Raw genomic sequence first — 17,943 nt, forward strand, 5'->3', positions numbered from 1 at the left:
ATAGGGAAAAGGATTTTCGCTAACTTTGTAAGTTATTTATTTTTAACTGCTGAATAGAAATTGCTAAGATATCAAAAACTTTTTTATCTACACATTGTGCAACATTAAAGCGCATAAACTGTCCTGCATTTTCAGCTTGGCTAAATGAATTACCTGGTGCTAGAATTACGCCCTGTTTGAGACATAACTTTGATAATTCTGCAGCTTGTATACCATCTGGTAATTTGCACCATAAAAAAATCCCCGCTGTTGGAACAATCCACGGTTTTATACCGAGTTGCCCCAACTTTTGCATCATTTCATTGCTGACTTTCAGCAAATGTTTCTTTAACCAATCTAAATGTTTAGGATAACTGCTGTCCATTAAAGCCTGATAAATAATTTCTGAATTTAAGTGACTATTGCTAAAGTTGGTCGCAATTCTTAAATCGATCAATTGATCAATCAGCTCAGATTCTGCAATGATATAACCGCAACGAATCGCTGCTGAAAGAGTTTTGGTAAAACTGCCAATTTGAATGACATGCTTAAAACCTGCTAATGAAGCATAACGTGGTGCTGGTGTATATTCAAAATCAGCAAAAATTTCATCTTCAATAATCAATAAATCAGTTTTCTCAACCAGCTTGGAAATTTGATAAACCGTTTGTAGCGAAATCGTGGCCCCTGTTGGATTATGGATCCCTGAATTGGTTAAATAGATTTTTGGCTTTAAATTCAGTGCTTGTTCAAATTTTTCTACGTCTGGTCCCAGTTCTGTAAACGGAATTGGAACGGCTTTTAAATGATGTGCCTTAATCAAGGCGCGGAAATTAAAATAGCAAGGATCATCGATCAAAATCACATCGCCGGCTCTAAGTAAATGTCTGAAAATTAAATCAATGGATTGCGTTGCTGAGTCAGTAATAAGAATTTGATTCAGTTTAAATTTTAAATCATACAATTCTTTTTTTCTGGCAATAAATTTACGCAACTCCAAATGTCCATGCGGTGTTGCATAATCAGTGAGCATGCTGATTTCAGACTTGGCAGCTTGTTTTAACGCTTTACGCATCGATTGTTCAGGCATCCAAGTGGTGGGTAACCAACCACAACCCGGTTTTAGCACATCAATCTTCGCCTCTAACGACTGCCTTGAAATCCACAATGGATCTATTTCACGTTGATACTGTATTTCAGTGTCAATCATTTGCATTGGTTCTGCTTTACCTAACACATAATAACCAGAACCAAGACGAGATTCTAAAACACCTTCCGCAACTAATCTGGCATAGGCTTCAACGATCGTGGAAACAGAACAGTTTGTTTGTATAGCAAACTGACGAACTGAAGGTAAGCGTGAACCTGCAATTAAACTTTTATTGGAAATTTGATTTTTAATAATCAGCACTGTTTGTTCAATTTTAGTTTTTGCCATTTATAAACCATATATTTAAAAAATAAGAAATACGAGAAAATTTGTTAGATTGAATAGAATTGTACTGGTAAAAATAGCATAACAGTTCTTTAAAATTGTACTGCAGTGTACATATATATTTCCAGTAAATAGCGCTTAAATAATCATAAATTTACTGAGTAATTGATGATGGATAAAACAAATATTGGCTGGCTGAATGGTTTTATTGGTGTAGCAATTTTTGCTGGCTCTTTGCCCGCAACACGTATAGCTGTCATGGGATTTAGTCCAGAATTTTTAACCACAGCTCGAGCAGCCATTGCAGGAAGTATTGCTTTAATCTGCCTGTTTATTTTACAGCAATCAAAACCCTCTTTTGTCCAATTTAAATCATTGGTTATTGTTGCTTTAGGTGTGGTGATTGGTTTTCCATTATTTACGGCCTTAGCTTTACAAACAGTTTCTTCTGCACATGCCATTGTCTTTGTTGGTCTATTGCCTTTATCGACTGCAATTTTTGCAGTTTTACGCGGGGGGGAAAAACCTGCTACACAATTTTGGTTATTTGCTTTAATTGGCAGTGCGATTGTGGTTGGATTTATGTTTTATGAAAACCGTAATTTAAGTTTTAGTGTGGGTGATCTCTACATGCTTGCATCAATTGTCGTTTGTGGACTGGGTTATGCCGAAGGTGGAAAGCTTTCAAGAGAATTGGGTGGATGGCAAGTGATTTGTTGGGCTTTAGTAGTTGCATTACCCTTGATGCTCATCTCAAGTCTATATTACTTACCTGCAACCTTTGCAAATATCCATTGGCCAGAAACCATTGGTTTAATCTATGTATCACTGTTTAGTATGTTGATTGGTTTTATTTTTTGGTACAAAGGCTTAGCGTTGGGCGGAATTGCCAAAGTTGGACAAATTCAATTGATACAACCATTTATTGGTTTAATGCTTTCAGCGGTTCTATTGGGTGAACACGTAAGTTTTGCGATGATTGTTGTTTGTTTTGCAGTTGTGATCTGTGTTACGTTGGCAAAACGATTTGCATAGAAAATGATAAGGTTTAAGCATTTATTAACTATATGTGTATATCGATTTAATTAAATATAAGGGAATAAATGCCTAAGCTAGAACAAAAAAGTCAGTTACTAATATGGTTTATTTTGCTAATTTTATTCAAAATGTGGACGCTTTAAGAAGGAAAAAACATGCTAGATTACAAGCTTTACCAAAAAATAATAAACACCACTTCAACTGTTCAACCTGCCTCAATGCATGGTTCGATTACAACTGTCGATCAATTGGGGCAACTCAATATAACGACTATACGAGCCATATTCTGAAAAAAATCAAACTGAATTATTTTTCGATACTTATAGTGAATCATTTAAAGAAAATATTTCTAACCATAGCAAAGCCTACTTATAAACTGTGAATAGCAATCGTTTTTTTGGTTAAAATTTATGATTCTAGGTAAATTTTCAGATTTCCCTATTGTTCGTTTAATTATCGAAATTGGTGAACTAGATATCGCCACTGCTGAAGAATTAGTAATAATCAAACAGCTTACAAAGTACTCTCATTGACTAAAGGGAGCGGTTATTTGGTCTAGTTTTACCCATTTTCGAGATTTTAATGTGACTGGTTTTAAATGGGTTCAATACCCAACTATGATGCCAAATTATGAGTTTTAAACTTACTTAAAGTAAGCCTATTTCTTTAAATAAGTTTTTATATGCCTCTGCCTTCTTATCCAGAGCTAATGGATAAGCTCTTGATGAAGAAGGCATACGATATAAACGTATGTCTCGTCCAGCAAATATGGCTTTTGAGGATTTACCTATCTGTGGCTTTTCAATTTCTTGAGGCATAGATAACATCAGGGTATCTGTTGCCTTATCTCCCGTAGTCATAATATTTTTACATTCAGGAATTTGCGTTAAAAGCTGTGATAGGTCTGTGGGGGTTTTAATCTGTAGGAATTTATCTGAAGCATTCCCTTTTAAGCGAATAACTTGATACGCCGTGTCAAAAATTGCGATGCCTATTTCGATTAAGAACTCACGGATGCGTTGTTCTTTAAAATTTTTATTGGGTAAATCTAAAAAGTGGTCTTTATTTTCAAAGAAAATGAGCCCAAAAATCCGCCACATATCGTTTTGATAATTCGGATAATAAAAATTCATCTTCCATCTACTTTGAGGTGGCGGAAAGCTACCAAGCATCAACAGCTTGGCATTAGATGGTAAAAATGGTTTGAGTGGGTGGGTTTCTATTGAAAATTCAGTCATTTATAAATAAGAAATAATCTAAGAATTATACTGTTATCTTAACATTTTTACTTGCTAAGCATTGGTAGTTGTTTCTAATTTTATATTAAAGATTTTAAATCGTAAATTTATCCATTTTCTTTTAATTAACCAACTTAATCGATTGTTGTGCTTATTCAATAAAACCACCCGCAGGTGGTTTAAATACAACTTACACAATAAAAATCAGTAGCCATTCGCGCTTAACTTAACTCTAAAAGGCTCTATTTGATTTCTCATCATTTCCTTCATCTCAGCTGTGATCTCAACACCCATCTCTTCAAGCATTAACAAACCAAATTCAGAAGTGCTCTCTGCAAAATTTTTGTTATCTATTAACATTTGAGCAAGCTTTACATTTTTAGGAAAATCAGGGAAAAACTCATTAAAGTCTTTTTTATCTTCAATTCCAAAATAGATAAATCTTCTCCATTCATTAGTTTGAATATCGCGTATAAAAATTATGTCAGCTTCAGTCTGCATACTTTTTTTGAATAGTTCATCTTGTGATTGTATAGGCACAACACAAACTTCGCCTACACTTGAAATATAATTTAATTTTGGTTTTAAAAATGTAGAATCTATATTTTTATAAGATCCATCTTTGGCTAAATCTTGCTGTAATTGAATGTCTTTTCTGTACTCAGCATCGCTGATCCATTCGCCTGAAGAAAAAGTCTGTCCTTGATGCTTAGGTTTAAGTTTTCGATCATATTCAATCTGGTCATAATAACTGATCACATCATCAAGTGAACCATTTTTTAGTATTTCTATTTCCTTGTCCCCTTGCTTATTAAAAATTTCATAGCTTTTTTCACACTGTAAGTTCTCTGCAAAGGAGAAACTTGATGCTAAGGTTGTTAAAGCAATAATGAATAATTTTTTCATGAAATACCCTCTTAATATTTTGGGGATAAGATACTCAGGTTGAGATCAGAAATAAACCTTACAAAAAATTTATTTAACACAACACATTAGCTGATTTTTTCAACTTGACCACTAAGCTATTATTTTTAAATAAATTTTAACAACATTCCGACAAAACTATTTTGCATCAAATCTCTTTATGAAGGGTCAATTCTTTATTGCTGCTGTGATTACTGATTTTAAAAAATTACTAGAAATTTCATATATAACAGAGCTTTAATCAATATTCTTAGCGCTAATAAAAGTCGTTGCGTCAATTCCACCCCATATAAAAAATACAAAACTTGGCGATGTGCTGTTTTTAATCGGAAATTTCAAATAAAATCATTAAATATCTTGAATTTGTAACAATTTCAAGATATGGTAATAAAAATCATTGCATATCTAGGTAATATATTTGATAGTTAAGGTTCTTTAAGATTTATCTAAATATTAACTGATTTTATACAACCGAAAACTTTTTCTTAACATTAAAAATCAATTCGTTATGAACATTAAACTTTTTACAGCATTATTCTTGATCATTGCCCTGTCTGCTTGCAATAAAGAGCCTCAGCAGCATACAACTGCGCAAACAGATCGACCAACCCTCACTGCACAATTTGAACAATCAGATGAAATGATTAGTAAATATCTTGATCAACTTGATGATCCAAATACAACATTGGATGATAAGACCAGAATCGTATGTCAAGATTATCCTAAAGAATACAAATCGAATTACATGCCAAATTTACTTAAATTAAATCCAGAGAACTATACTGAAGCTAAATTACTTTCAGACTTAGATATTGCTTTAAACTATTACAAAGAAAAAGAAAATATTCAGTGTAAAGATACAAAATAGTGATGGTCATTTATCAAGTTTTAGCGCTTACATTTTTTTAAAAAATTTAGATTAAATGTTTGTTTTATATAAATAGTTTAAGTGTTTGGTATCTAATAAAAAATAGGGAGCTTAAAAGCTCCCTATTTTTAGTTCTTTTCACGGTAGTATTGATGTTTTCTTTTTGAATGATGTTTCCAGTTTTTTCCACCATAGCAAAAAAAAGGTGGATGTTCATTCGTCCAAGAGCACATTAATGCCCTACCACGTCTGCGTCTTAGTTTAAGAGGATAGGATTTATACTCAATCTCGTGCAAGAAAAAACTACTTTTTTCTTGTTTAACACTGTAGTGGCGATACCAAATATCTTTGCGATTTGGAAAAATTTCATCATCATAATCGCCAGTTAAACCTTTTTTAACAACGCTTACATATTGTTGTTTAAGGTGTTTAAGCTTATCCATATTTCTCTCATTAGGTAGTTAAAACCTAATAGAGAGTTTTCGCGTAATAATTCATATTTTATGTTCTTTTTGAATTTGATTAATTTTATCACATGAATTTGCTAAAAATACACTGTGAAATTTGTTTTGCCCAAATTTGATAAATTTCCTGACTCGGATGAAAACCATCACGTGCCATTTGTAAATTTAAAGTTTTAAAATGGGCTAAATCAAACGAATCAATTGATAATTGATTTTATTTTCGATGAATTGGGCTAACTTCTGATTCATTGCACTCGAATACTGTCCAAACAGCCATCCCAGTGGATTTGGTAATGCTGGAAACAGATTCATTGGGGGAACACCCGTGACTAAAATCATCTTTGGTAAAAACTTAGCTTCAATTTCTGTATAAAGCCCCCTTTGTTGCTGAATCCATTTTTGTGGTGAAATAAGTTTTGTGACATCGTTTACTCCAACCGATGTAATCACAACATCAAACTGCTGATTGTCTAATTGCTTGGTTCTTTGCAAAATTTCTAAGGTGCTATCCCCTGTTTTTGCTTCTAATTGATAAGTGACTTCAAAATTAGAGGTTAATTCATCGAGTAAACACCCCAATAAGGCTTCACGTTGATCTTCAACCCCCACACCTGCGGCAGCAGAGTCACCCAAAATTAAAATAGATAGTGCTTTTCCTTGTCCTATAACACCTTTTCGCAATCCTTGAGGTTCAGCTAATCGGGGTGTATTTTTCTTGACGCGATAACCTTGAAGGATTAATGCGGGAACGAGAACAATGGTAGAGATTTTTAAAAGCATATTTGAGTACCAATCCAACAAAGCTATCTCAAAATCAGTCAGAGTCAGATATAGTTTGTCGCAATATTAAAATCATAAAGTTCAATGTCGATTTTACTTAATTGTATGGCCAAGTTGCTATTGGGCTAAATCAACAAAATTTAAGGCAAAAGCAAATATAAATGTACCAATAAACTCAAAAACTAAAACCGCATACTTCCTGCTTTTGCTCATCAAATAGGCATTATAGGTCCCGATTAAAATAATACCAAGATACATTAACTTTTGAATATCATCGATTTGCATCAGGCATTGTTGAATTTCACAGTGCTTTTCAAAAAAGAAAAGATACAAGATACGCGCAAGAAAAACTAAAAAGCTGGTTAGGAAAAAACCCACTACGATAAACATGTTAAAATTCTCATTATTTTTTATCCAGTTAGATTTTAAAGCTTTATCTATGCATTGCAATAAAAAAGACCCTTACAGGGTCTTTTAAAACTAAATAAAGCTCAACCGAGTTTATTCACAATTTTTAATGGCAATATTTTCATGGCTAGTCCTATCGGTAACCAAGGCCATTGTGGTACATAAGCTTTAACAGGTTGTTTTTCAATTGCTTTAACCAATAAATAAGAACCTGTTTCAACATCGACCTCAAACGGCAGTTTTTTTGACCCTTCATTAATTTCAGTACGAATATAACCAGGGAAAATCGTAGAAACTTTAATTTTCGTGTCAATTAACTCAGCACGTATCCCCTCCGCTAAAGCAGCTACACCCGCTTTACTTGCGCCATACGCGGTCAAGTGTTTAGGCATACCACGAAGTGCACTCATAGACGAAATCACAACCAGATGACCAAACTTTTGTTCACGAAATATTTCAACAGCAGCTTCACACTGTGCCAATGCAGAAATAAAATTGGTTTCTACAGTTGCACGGTTAATCTCAAATTTGCCATTGCCAATTCGACGACCATCACCAACACCTGCATTGACGATAATACGATCAAGCTTACCAAAGTCCTGCTTAAATGCTCGAAAGACTTGAAAAACTTGCTCATAGTTAGTCACATCTAAAGTTTTGGCAATCACTTTGATACCATATTTAGACTCCAACTCTTGTTTTAAGCTTTCTAAACGCTCTAAACGACGCGCACAGACGGCTAAGTTATAACCTTTTTGCGCAAATTCTCGTGCCATTCCTGCACCGATTCCAGAACTTGCGCCTGTGATTAAAATTGTTTTTGCCATGACAAATTCCTTAAACTGTTTTTATATTTCTAAAAGTGCGACTTTAAATCCACGTCAATAGTTGCGGATCTTCAGCCTTAATAAAATGATGTTCATTCAAGCTCAGCAATTGAGGTTCATTTCCCACCAGTCGTAATGTAGTTAAACTGGTATTGGCAATTGCCCAATTCAATGCAAAGGTTTTATTGGCACTCAACTCCAAGAGTTTCCCAGCAACAACAGAAATAACACCGCCAGAAGTAAATACGATTGCATAGCGAGGTTTGGTTTTCACCAGCTCATCACATAAATTCTGTAAAGCTGTTTCTACACGGTTTTTAAAATCTGGCCAAGATTCGTCATACTCATGGTGATATTCACCACCAGTCCAACGGTCAATTGCCCCTTCAAAAATTTTTGCCAAATAGGCACGTGGACTTTTTTCTTTGGCAACATCCTGTTTAAGTAGATGCGGTTGATTAAAACGCGGATCATATTGAGCAAAAACTTGTTGATGGTTAAATTCATTCCAATGATGGTCCGTCACAATTTGAGCATCGGAAAAACTTTCAGCCAAAGCAAAACTTGCTGTTTGCTGATGGCGTAACATTGAACCTGCAACCACACAAGGCTCTTCTTTCAAAATTTTATCGAGATATTGCCCCAATAGTTTGGCTTGTAACTCGCCATTGGGTGAAAGCTTGTCATAACTTTCTGCACCAAATGATGCTTGTCCATGACGAACGAGGTAGATTGTGGTCATTTTCCTAAAATTTCCTTAAATTTTTCAAGATATTTCTGTGCAACTTCATTGGCTTCAATTTTTTGTATACCGATGAGCTTTAAGGCACGAATATGTAAGGCATGAATCACAATCCAAAAATCTTTAAAAGCAGGATTATCTGTTTGTTTATGATAGTAACGATAATAAATTTGCTGTGCGATTACAGCTAAACGGAAAATACCAAATACTTCGTAGAATGCCCAATTATCTGGTTTTAATCCGGTTTTTTCTAAATAATATTCAACCACTTCTTTACGGGTAAGCATCCCTTTTAAATGTGTAGGCTGGCGACGGGTTGATTTAAAAATTTGATTGTCTGTATCTTCCACCCAATAGGCCAAAGCAGAACCTAAATCCATGAGAGGATCACCAATGGTTGCCATTTCCCAATCCAATACACCAATCACTTGGGTTGGGTTTTTAGGGTCAAGAATGACATTATCAAAACGCCAATCATTGTGAATCAAACACGTGTTTGAGTCAGCAGGAATATTTTCATTAAGCCATTTACGTACAAATCTAAAACTCGGCACATTGATGGTGTGCGCCTTTTCATAACGTGCATCCCAACCTTCAACCTGACGACGGCAATACCCATCACCTTTTCCAAGTTTTTCTAGTTCGGTGCCTTGATATGGAACTTGATGTAATTCAATCAGCTTGTCCAAGACATTAATACACAATTCATGCACTTGCTGTTGAGTAAAATTCAGTTCAGGGGGCAGTTTGGCACGTGGAATAATCCCTTCAATGCGTTTCATCACATAGAAGTCACAACCGATTACGGATTCATCCTGACACAGTGCGACCATTTCAGGAAGAACTGGGTAGTATGGTGCAAGCCATTTTTGTACATGATATTCACGCGCCATATCATGTGCAGATTTCGCCTTTGTCCCTTTGGGTGGACGACGTAAAATTAAATCAGCATTGTCATATTTTAACCGATAGGTCCAGTTTGAAGCTCCACCAGAATATTGAGTCACTTCTACATTGCCTGAAATTTCAGATCCATTTTCAATGAGCCAATTTCCGACAGCACGAATGTCCAACTCCTCTCCTTCACGTATATTTCCACCAATATCAATGACTGACATATTATTTCCCTGAATCTTATGTTTTAAACCATACATCTATAAAGAATGATACTTTTAACTAAAAACTTCATTTGCTCACTACTTTATATATAACACCTCTAACATAAAGCAGTTATTTTTTATCAGCAAATTGTTATTTTTTACGCGAGCCATAACCTCGTTTTTTTAATTCTAATTTTGCAATCATCCCTTTATGCACTTCATCTGGGCCATCCGCTAAACGTAAACTGCGGGCTTGAGCAAAGAATCCTGTTAAAGGTGTATCTCGTGATACGCCCATGCCACCATGAATTTGAATGGCCATATCAACTACTTTTTCAAGAACTGAAGGTGCAACAACTTTAATGGCTGAAATCTCGGTAAGCGCAGCCATAGTCCCTTGAGTATCCATTTTATACGCCGCATACAGGGTTAACAGTCGTGCTTGATCAATCGCAACACGAGCATCTGCCACACGTTCTAAATTTCCACCTAATTTAAGCACTTCTTTACCAAAAGCAGTTCGACTCATTCCTCGATCAATCATTAATTCTAATGCTTTTTCAGCAGCACCAATGCATCGCATACAATGATGAATACGACCCGGACCTAGACGCCCTTGTGCAATTTCAAACCCTTGTCCAGCACCACCAATAAAATTACTTACAGGTACACGAACTTGATTAAAACTAATTTCGCCGTGCCCATGTGGCGCATCATAATCACCAAACACGGGTAACATACGTTCAATGGTCACACCTTGAGTATCTACAGGCACTAAAACCATGGAATGTTGATGATGACGATCTTTGCTTTCATCAGGTGTATGCGCCATAAAGATAATAATTTTCGCATTTGGATCTCCCAAACCTGAAGACCACCATTTACGACCATTCAATACAATTTCATCACCATCTACCACTGCAGTTGCCTGCATATTGGTTGCGTCCGATGAAGCAACTGCTGGTTCAGTCATACAAAATACTGAACGGATTTTTCCTTCTAATAACGGCTTAAGCCATTGTTGTTTTTGTTGATCTGAACCATAACGCCATAGCACTTCCATATTGCCACTATCTGGAGCATTACAATTAAATACTGTGGGTGCGATTAAACTACGGCCTGACAGTTCTGCAATATGGGCATATTCCTGTACAGATAAACCTGCACCCAATACTGGATCTGGTAGAAACATGTTCCAAAGTCCAGCAGCTTTTGCTTTATTTTTCAGGACTTCAAGTTGTGCTGGCCATTGCCATTTTGTCCAATCACCACCTTGATTAAGATGATGGACTTCATTCCAAAAATCAGCTTCTACAGGTTCAATTTCATTTTTAATAAAGGCTTTGGTACGTTCTACAAATTCTTGCGCACGTGCTGAAAGTTCAAACATGCTTATCTTCCTGTAAATATATGGATAAATATTTGAATAGTGACTCTTTACTTTACCTTAGCTGAAAACCTATTATGAACCAAATGATTTAATTCAATACCTCACTATGAATATGATTCATAATAAAACCAATCTTGATATGTCGATTTTCAATCATATTGATATTAATTTATACCCACTTTTTATCACCATTTATGAGCAAAGAAATATTTCAAAAGCGGCAAAGATTTTATGCATTACTCAGTCTGCTGCGAGTCATGCTTTACAAAGACTTAGGCAGCATTTGCAAGATGATTTATTTGTTCGCGCTGGGAGTAAAATGCTGCCGACACCTTTTGCTGAACAGATTTATCCATCTGTACAAAATGCTTTATTTGCTTTTCAAAATATCTCCAAACAAAAACAACAGTTTGATCCCAGTTCAGTACAAACCTTACGCATTGCAATACATGATGAAATTGAACCGATTATTTTTCCCAAATTGATTCACCATTTCCAAAAATTGAATTTAACCATTCAGTTTCTAAGTACCAAGCTTGACCGCAAGAATGTAATTGCTGATTTAGCTGCTCAACAAGTCGATTTTGTCATTGATCTAGAACAAAATTATGGTGATAAAATTAATTATCAAAATTTGGTTCAAGATCATTTTGTGATTTGTTCTCAGCATACAAATATCAATTCTGAACTGTATTTTGCATCACCTCATATCGGTGTTTCTTCACGCCGTACTGGTTTGCTTTTAGAGGACATATATTTAAATCAAGCGCAATTTCGTCGTCAGATTTTTATGCGTTGTCAGCATTATTCAACTGCCCTGCAAGTTTTAGCACAATACCCTGATGCGATGTTAACCATCCCAAAGCAGATACTGGCACATTTACAAGTTGATCAAAGTATCAATATTTTTGAGCATCCTATTGATCTACCTGTATTAAATATGGGAATTTATTGGCACGGTGCGCTAAATGAAAATTCTAGGCATATTTATTTAAGAGAAGAAATTTCTAAAATTTTTGCTTAGGCTATTTTATAAACGATTGGATTTAGCACGCAGCTAAGCCGCTCATGTACTATCATCCCGATTTTTGATGATTTTCTTCATTCTAGTAGGTGAAATTAAGCCACTTATCTATTCCATTCGACATTTCATTAATTGAATTCAAATTATAAAAATAAGACATAAAATCCACCTTAACCATGATAATATACATTTTATGTCATGTTTTGGATGATATTGCTATGAGAACTTCGGCGCATAATTTTATGCTTGATGGTGTGGAAGACATGTTGACTCAAATTGGGACGAATATCAAAAAAGCCCGACTTCGACGTAATATGACCATTCATGATTTGGCCAATCGCATTCATGTAGATAACCGAACAATCTCACGTATGGAAAAAGGTGATCCAAGTACCAGCCTAAAAAATGTGATTTCAGTTTTAGTAATCTTTGGCCTTGAACATACCCTAGGCTCACTTGCGAATCCTGAGTTGGATGAAGTTGGCTTGGCACTCGAAAATCGTAATAGTTCAGTACGTGCAAGATTAAAAAAACAGTCTGTGATTAGTGATGATTTCTGATAGGTAAATGAACATGGATGAAGTTAAAGGATGTTATGTTTTCATAGATACAGGCTCCCAGCCAACAATTGCTGCACACTATTCTTATGAAAAGCCGATTTATCGCTTTCTTTATGGTCAATCATACTTACAACGTGCAGATGCCTTCCCTTTAGATCCACTTAATCTAAGCTTTCAGTCTGATAACAAACCATATGAAACTATTTCTAAAGATGGTTTTGGTGTACTTGCAGATGCAACACCAGACAATTGGGGTAAACGCTTAACCAATGCCTTACACCGTAGAACACCATTAAATCAATTGGAATGGTTACTCGCTTCACAAGGAAATTCAGTCGGCTGTATTGTTGGAAGCTTGTCTAAATCGCATATAAAAAACAATTCAAATATCATCCAATATGCAGAATTAGAAACCTTCATACAAATTACTGAACTTATCGAAAAAAAACGAGATCCGTTTGAGATGAAACTTGAGCAACTCGAATTAAATAAGCTGTTATATAACGGGGCTTCAATGGGCGGAGCCAGACCCAAAACCCTTGTGATGTATAAAAATAAAGAATGGATTGCTAAATTTAATAAAAGTGATGATTTGTTTGATACCTGTAAAGTTGAATATGCTTCGCTGAATATGGCACGAGACATGGGGCTCAATACATGTAATGCCGAACTAACAGAATGTGCGGGCCGCCCTATTCTCTTAGTTGAACGCTTTGATCGAAACTGCCCTGAACGTAAAAAACACTATATAAGTGCCAATAGTTTGCTCAATATTCAGAAAATTCGTATAGGAGATCCTAAAATGTCCTATATGAGTATTGCCAAAGTCTGTAGTCAGATTTGTTTTGATGCTATCAGCAATCAAAAAGAACTCTATAAGCGTATGGTGCTGAATGTCATGATTAGCAATACTGACGATCATTTAAAAAATCATGGTTTTTTAATGTATGACATGAAAAAGCAACATTATGCTTTAAGCCCGCTTTTTGATGTTTTACCTCATGGTATGCCAAGCTCATTTCCAAATGAACATGCTCTGGTTTTAGGCAATGATGGGCGGTTTGGAAGCTATGACAATCTTATCAGTCGTAGCAATGCCTTTGGACTAAACCTGGATCAAGCTAGAGAATGTATTAAGGATGTCCGTGATGTTCTCGAAAATAGAGGAAAATACCTGTTAGATGCGGGTCTTAAGCCTACAGAAATTCGCCAATTAGAATCCTATTTCTATCTAGATATCCTCAAAAACTAAAGTTCAACAATGCCAGCCATTTATACTATGCATCATGAAAATCATTGGCTAGGGTGTGCCGGAGTTTAGTCATCAACCTTTGCCAGAAAATAATCCAAACATGACATAAAATCCAGTTTAAATTAGATAAAGTACTTTTTATGTCATTATAAAAGATAATATCCGATTGCATTCCTATAATTGTGCTTAGGCTATTTTATTATTTTACGATTATTGTCACTGTTGCCTTTACTGCGGTTTATATTTTTATTTCAGTCTATTATCTCAATAGTTAATGAAAAACAAAAAATGAGGAACATAGTTCCTCATTTTTTTATTCAGTAAAACCTTAGTAGGCTAATTGAATTAACATTCTAAAAAAACCAGCAATAAGCGCCAATGTTAGAAATCCACCTAGCCATAACACGACAAACCATTGCGTTTGAGATAGTTTCATACTTGCTTACCTCATTTAAACCTTTAAATTTTTACCATGTTGCATGTTTAATCTTGCTTAGGCTATTTTTCACTCAAGCCAAAAGACTAAACATGCTACGTTTAACCTTAGTGATACCCTTCATCACCAATTCGAACTTTGTCTCGAAACACCCAATACGAAAGCCCGGTATAGATCAAAATAATTGGAATTAAAATCAATGCACCAATTAAAGCAAACAATTGACTGCTCTGTGGCGCGGCAGCTTCCCAGATAGTCACTGATGGCGGAATCACATAAGGCCACAAACTGATGATAAACCCAGTATAAGCAAGGAAAACCAAAGCCAAGGTATAAAGGAATGGACTCAGTTCATAACGCTTTTTACATGCGCGAAGTACTAGGAAAGTAAACAGCACCACCAATATTGGTACAGGACTAAAATACATCAATTGTGGTTGGCTAAACCAGCGTGCTGCAATTTCAGGATGTGCCATCGGGGTATAAATACTGACTGCGCCAAAGATGACAAACAACGCAACGATTAATTTAGGCATCAACTGATACATACGATCTTGTAAATCAAGTTCAGTTTTAAAAATTAACCATCCACAACCGAGTGCTGCGTAAAGTACAACAACACCAATACCTGTAAACACAGTAAACGGCGATAACCAGTCTAAACCACCACCTGCATACATATGGTTTTCAACTTTGATCCCTTGGATATATGCGCCAAGAATCATCCCTTGGAAAAAGCTGGCAAGAATTGATCCACCAATAAATGCTTTGTCCCATAAATGCTTGGTTCGATTGGCTTTAAAACGAAACTCAAAAGCCACACCACGGAAAATTAAAGCAATCACCATAAGGATAACTGGCATATATAACGCGGATAATACAGTCGCATATACCATTGGAAATGCCGCATATAACGCTGCACCACCGAGTACCATCCAGGTTTCATTACCATCCCAAACAGGTGCAACAGTGTTCATCATCACATCACGTTCGTGTTGATCTTTAACAAAGGGAAATAAAATCCCAATACCTAAATCAAAACCATCTAGTACTACATAGATGAATACACCAATGGCGATAATGACAATCCAAATCAGAGATAAATCAATCATTATTTACGCTCCTGTTCATTGGAATCAACGCTATCTTCAACACTCGTCAATGGACGTTTAGAGGCCAAAATAACCGCTTCTTCACTATGCGCTACACTTTCTGGTGTGGCGTAGATAAATTGTGGACCTTTGTGCATCAATTTCAACATATAGTAAATGCCGATGCCAAATACGATGCAATACACCACAACGAAAATAATTAAAGTGAGGCCGACTTGTTCCGCAGAAACAGGAGATAAAGCATCTTTGGTTCGCATCACTCCATATACCACCCACGGTTGACGACCAACCTCTGTGGTAAACCAACCTGCAAGCAAGGCAATAAATCCTGATGGTCCCATAGCAAAAGCAAAACGATGTAACCATTTATTTTCATAAAGCTTGCCACCTTTGCGTAGAAACAATGCCATCACGGCGAGGAGAATCATCAACATGCCCATTCCAACCATGATTCTAAAGCTCCAGAACACCACGGTAGAATTAGGACGATCTTCAGGGGCAAACTCTTTTAAGCCTTTTACCTCACCATCCAGCGTATGGGTCATGATTAAGCTACCAAGATTTGGAATACCAATAGCATATTTGGTTTCTTCTGCTTGCATATCTGGAATACCAAACAGATATAGCGGCATGCCCTCACCTTTGTTGGTTTCCCAATGCCCTTCAATCGCTGCAAGTTTAGCAGGCTGATGTTTTAAGGTATTTAAACCGTGATTATCACCGATGAGAACCTGTAATGGTGCAAGGACCAAAATCATCCACAATGCCATTGAGAACGATTTTTTGATTAGCGTGTCACGGCGTCCTTTCAATAAATGCCAAGCAGCAGTTGCAGCCACCAGTAAGGCTGAAACAAGGAATGCTGCAGCAGCCATATGGGCTAAACGATAAGGAAATGAGGGGTTAAACACAATTGCAAACCAATCTTGCGGTACGATAATTCCATTTTCGATGCTAAAGCCTTGTGGTGTTTGCATCCAACTGTTTGAAGATAAAATCCAGAACATTGAAATACAAGTACCAATTGCCACCATAGCAGTTGCAAAGAAATGCGCTCGAGGACCTACCCGCCCCCAACCAAACAGCATAATGCCCAGGAAACCAGCTTCTAAGAAAAATGCACTCAATACCTCATAAGCCAATAATGGGCCTGTCACAGAGCCTGCAACACGTGAAAATTCACTCCAGTTTGTTCCAAACTGATAACTCATCACCACACCAGAAACCACGCCCATACCAAAAGCGACAGCAAAAATTTTCACCCAAAATTTAAATAAATCTTGGTAAACAGGGTTTTGAGTTTTTAGCCAGCGCCATTCAAGCACAGCTAAAAAGCTTGCAAGTCCGATAGAAATTGAAGGAAAAATAATATGAAAAGAAACAGTAAAAGCAAACTGAATACGTGCCAATTCTAAAGCAGTTAATCCTAGATCCATGACATCACCTTATTCATTGGTAAAGTTGGTAAAGATTGAATTTTGAATACATTGATAAACATTTTTTGTTTTACAAACTCAGCATACGCCTGAACATTCAGTACAATCTGTTGTTTTCTTTTTGCTGTATTTTTAAACAATGCTAAAAATAGCATGCAAAGGCTGCTTTCCTGTAAATCGAGGAAATTTTGAAAAATCATGATCATTCTCTACACAATAAATTCGAAATACGACCGCATGGCTTTAAAGCTTTCATTTAAAGAAGCTAAAGCTTTGGATCGGTGAATGTGTTATGCAAAGACTACAGGTGGGGCTCGCCCTTGAGGAATCAGAAACAGGCGTTGTAATTGAAAATAGACATGCTGAAAGTTTTCAACATAGGCCATTAAACGTACTTGAATACGTACTAGGATTTCTTTTACGCCAATTTCTGGTGGCATCACTAAATTGCCATATACCACACAATACTGGCATTGGTGGTTGATGTCATGATGATCATGACTTGAGCTGCTTGCTTGCTGGGCTTGATCTAAATGTAAATAGTGATGAATAAAACTAGATTCTTGCCCATGATGAATATGTGCATGTGTTGGTCGCAATAAAGCTTGAGTGATGTCTTCACAGACCGGAGCAATTTGATACTGCTCAGGTAATAACGGCTGTAAAAAAACCGCAAGCTGTAAAAATACTGTTGCAAATGCCAGCAACAGACCACTGCTTCTTAACACAATTGATTGCTCATATTGAGAGAGATAGAAAAAAAGTATAAGTTTGCTTTTAACTGTAGATCTTTAACTTGAAATAAAGAATCAACTGCATAAAAACCAAGCATATTACTCAACTTTTCTAGCTTTACTATAGTACATTTAAATTTTAAATCAAAGCCTCTTTAGCACTTTTTTGGAAATCGTTTTCTTTTTTAATGATTTG

At 36.0% G+C, this 17,943-nt stretch carries 19 protein-coding genes and 1 pseudogene; 5 read left to right on the plus strand and 15 right to left on the minus strand.

Features of this window, described 5'->3' with window-relative positions:
* Nucleotides 1–19: 19 nt before the first annotated feature.
* A complete protein-coding gene (locus tag WFN33_RS02575; protein ID WP_336951255.1) occupies nucleotides 20–1,417 on the minus strand; it encodes an aminotransferase-like domain-containing protein in 1,398 nt (465 codons plus the stop codon).
* A gap of 168 nt (nucleotides 1,418–1,585) precedes the next feature.
* Here WFN33_RS02575 and WFN33_RS02580 point away from each other — a divergent pair, with 168 nt between their 5' ends.
* Nucleotides 1,586–2,449, plus strand: coding sequence for a DMT family transporter (locus WFN33_RS02580; RefSeq protein ID WP_336951473.1), 864 nt, complete (start codon nucleotides 1,586–1,588; stop codon nucleotides 2,447–2,449).
* A 650-nt stretch (nucleotides 2,450–3,099) separates the two neighbouring features.
* Here WFN33_RS02580 and WFN33_RS02585 read toward each other — a convergent pair.
* Complete coding sequence (locus tag WFN33_RS02585; RefSeq protein ID WP_336951257.1) at nucleotides 3,100–3,690, minus strand: uracil-DNA glycosylase family protein; 591 nt, start codon at nucleotides 3,688–3,690, stop codon at nucleotides 3,100–3,102.
* A 204-nt stretch (nucleotides 3,691–3,894) separates the two neighbouring features.
* Nucleotides 3,895–4,596, minus strand: coding sequence for a hypothetical protein (locus WFN33_RS02590; RefSeq protein WP_336951259.1), 702 nt, complete (start codon nucleotides 4,594–4,596; stop codon nucleotides 3,895–3,897).
* 526 nt (nucleotides 4,597–5,122) lie between these two features.
* Here WFN33_RS02590 and WFN33_RS02595 point away from each other — a divergent pair.
* Entirely contained in the window at nucleotides 5,123–5,482 is a 360-nt protein-coding gene (locus tag WFN33_RS02595) for a hypothetical protein (RefSeq protein WP_336951260.1), read from the plus strand.
* 128 nt (nucleotides 5,483–5,610) lie between these two features.
* On the opposite strand, the gene WFN33_RS02600 is transcribed toward WFN33_RS02595, so the two are convergent.
* The 7 genes and pseudogenes from WFN33_RS02600 to WFN33_RS02630 all read right to left on the minus strand — a co-directional run bounded on the left by WFN33_RS02600 (nucleotide 5,611) and on the right by WFN33_RS02630 (nucleotide 11,193).
* Nucleotides 5,611–5,925, minus strand: a complete 315-nt coding sequence (locus tag WFN33_RS02600) for a hypothetical protein (RefSeq protein ID WP_336951262.1) — start codon at nucleotides 5,923–5,925, stop codon at nucleotides 5,611–5,613.
* 88 nt (nucleotides 5,926–6,013) lie between these two features.
* A pseudogene (locus WFN33_RS02605) lies at nucleotides 6,014–6,726 on the minus strand (SGNH/GDSL hydrolase family protein).
* A 117-nt stretch (nucleotides 6,727–6,843) separates the two neighbouring features.
* Nucleotides 6,844–7,116: a hypothetical protein gene (locus WFN33_RS02610; protein WP_336951264.1), complete on the minus strand. Its 273-nt coding sequence runs from the start codon at nucleotides 7,114–7,116 to the stop codon at nucleotides 6,844–6,846.
* Nucleotides 7,117–7,217: 101 nt separating this feature from the next.
* Nucleotides 7,218–7,961: an SDR family oxidoreductase gene (locus WFN33_RS02615; RefSeq protein ID WP_336951266.1), complete on the minus strand. Its 744-nt coding sequence runs from the start codon at nucleotides 7,959–7,961 to the stop codon at nucleotides 7,218–7,220.
* 43 nt (nucleotides 7,962–8,004) lie between these two features.
* Nucleotides 8,005–8,703 (minus strand): histidine phosphatase family protein, encoded by a 699-nt coding sequence (locus WFN33_RS02620; protein WP_336951268.1) that lies wholly within the window; start codon nucleotides 8,701–8,703, stop codon nucleotides 8,005–8,007.
* Nucleotides 8,700–9,821 carry a phosphotransferase family protein gene (locus WFN33_RS02625; protein ID WP_336951270.1) on the minus strand — a complete coding sequence of 374 codons (1,122 nt, stop codon included), beginning with the start codon at nucleotides 9,819–9,821 and terminating at the stop codon, nucleotides 8,700–8,702. The genes WFN33_RS02620 and WFN33_RS02625 overlap by 4 nt, the downstream gene beginning before the upstream one ends.
* Before the next feature lie 133 nt (nucleotides 9,822–9,954).
* Nucleotides 9,955–11,193, minus strand: a complete 1,239-nt coding sequence (locus WFN33_RS02630) for an acyl-CoA dehydrogenase family protein (RefSeq protein WP_004821461.1) — start codon at nucleotides 11,191–11,193, stop codon at nucleotides 9,955–9,957.
* A gap of 106 nt (nucleotides 11,194–11,299) precedes the next feature.
* Here WFN33_RS02630 and WFN33_RS02635 point away from each other — a divergent pair, with 106 nt between their 5' ends.
* The 3 genes from WFN33_RS02635 (at nucleotide 11,300) to WFN33_RS02645 (ending at nucleotide 14,029) form a co-directional block, all read left to right on the plus strand.
* A complete protein-coding gene (locus WFN33_RS02635; RefSeq protein WP_105712666.1) occupies nucleotides 11,300–12,217 on the plus strand; it encodes a LysR family transcriptional regulator in 918 nt (305 codons plus the stop codon).
* Between the two features lie 218 nt (nucleotides 12,218–12,435).
* The gene (locus tag WFN33_RS02640) at nucleotides 12,436–12,777 is read left to right on the plus strand and encodes a helix-turn-helix transcriptional regulator (RefSeq protein ID WP_051065603.1); all 342 of its coding nucleotides are present in this window, start codon (nucleotides 12,436–12,438) and stop codon (nucleotides 12,775–12,777) included.
* Nucleotides 12,778–12,790: 13 nt separating this feature from the next.
* A complete protein-coding gene (locus tag WFN33_RS02645) occupies nucleotides 12,791–14,029 on the plus strand; it encodes a type II toxin-antitoxin system HipA family toxin (RefSeq protein WP_336951275.1) in 1,239 nt (412 codons plus the stop codon).
* A 328-nt stretch (nucleotides 14,030–14,357) separates the two neighbouring features.
* On the opposite strand, the gene WFN33_RS02650 is transcribed toward WFN33_RS02645, so the two are convergent.
* The 5 genes from WFN33_RS02650 to WFN33_RS02670 all read right to left on the minus strand — a co-directional run bounded on the left by WFN33_RS02650 (nucleotide 14,358) and on the right by WFN33_RS02670 (nucleotide 17,741).
* A complete protein-coding gene (locus tag WFN33_RS02650) occupies nucleotides 14,358–14,465 on the minus strand; it encodes a hypothetical protein (RefSeq protein WP_004720571.1) in 108 nt (35 codons plus the stop codon).
* Between the two features lie 107 nt (nucleotides 14,466–14,572).
* Nucleotides 14,573–15,577 (minus strand): cytochrome d ubiquinol oxidase subunit II, encoded by a 1,005-nt coding sequence (gene cydB, locus WFN33_RS02655; RefSeq protein ID WP_004821432.1) that lies wholly within the window; start codon nucleotides 15,575–15,577, stop codon nucleotides 14,573–14,575.
* Nucleotides 15,577–17,013 carry a cytochrome ubiquinol oxidase subunit I gene (locus tag WFN33_RS02660; RefSeq protein ID WP_336951278.1) on the minus strand — a complete coding sequence of 479 codons (1,437 nt, stop codon included), beginning with the start codon at nucleotides 17,011–17,013 and terminating at the stop codon, nucleotides 15,577–15,579. Before WFN33_RS02660 ends, cydB begins: the two co-directional genes overlap by 1 nt.
* On the minus strand, nucleotides 17,004–17,213 hold the full coding sequence (locus WFN33_RS02665; RefSeq protein ID WP_336951280.1) for a hypothetical protein: 210 nt from the start codon (nucleotides 17,211–17,213) through the stop codon (nucleotides 17,004–17,006). The genes WFN33_RS02660 and WFN33_RS02665 overlap by 10 nt, the downstream gene beginning before the upstream one ends.
* A gap of 90 nt (nucleotides 17,214–17,303) precedes the next feature.
* Nucleotides 17,304–17,741 carry a DUF2946 domain-containing protein gene (locus WFN33_RS02670; RefSeq protein ID WP_419329124.1) on the minus strand — a complete coding sequence of 146 codons (438 nt, stop codon included), beginning with the start codon at nucleotides 17,739–17,741 and terminating at the stop codon, nucleotides 17,304–17,306.
* Nucleotides 17,742–17,943: the final 202 nt, after the last annotated feature.

Source organism: Acinetobacter sp. AS167, from assembly GCF_037152175.1.
In the GTDB taxonomy this organism is placed as follows: domain Bacteria; phylum Pseudomonadota; class Gammaproteobacteria; order Pseudomonadales; family Moraxellaceae; genus Acinetobacter.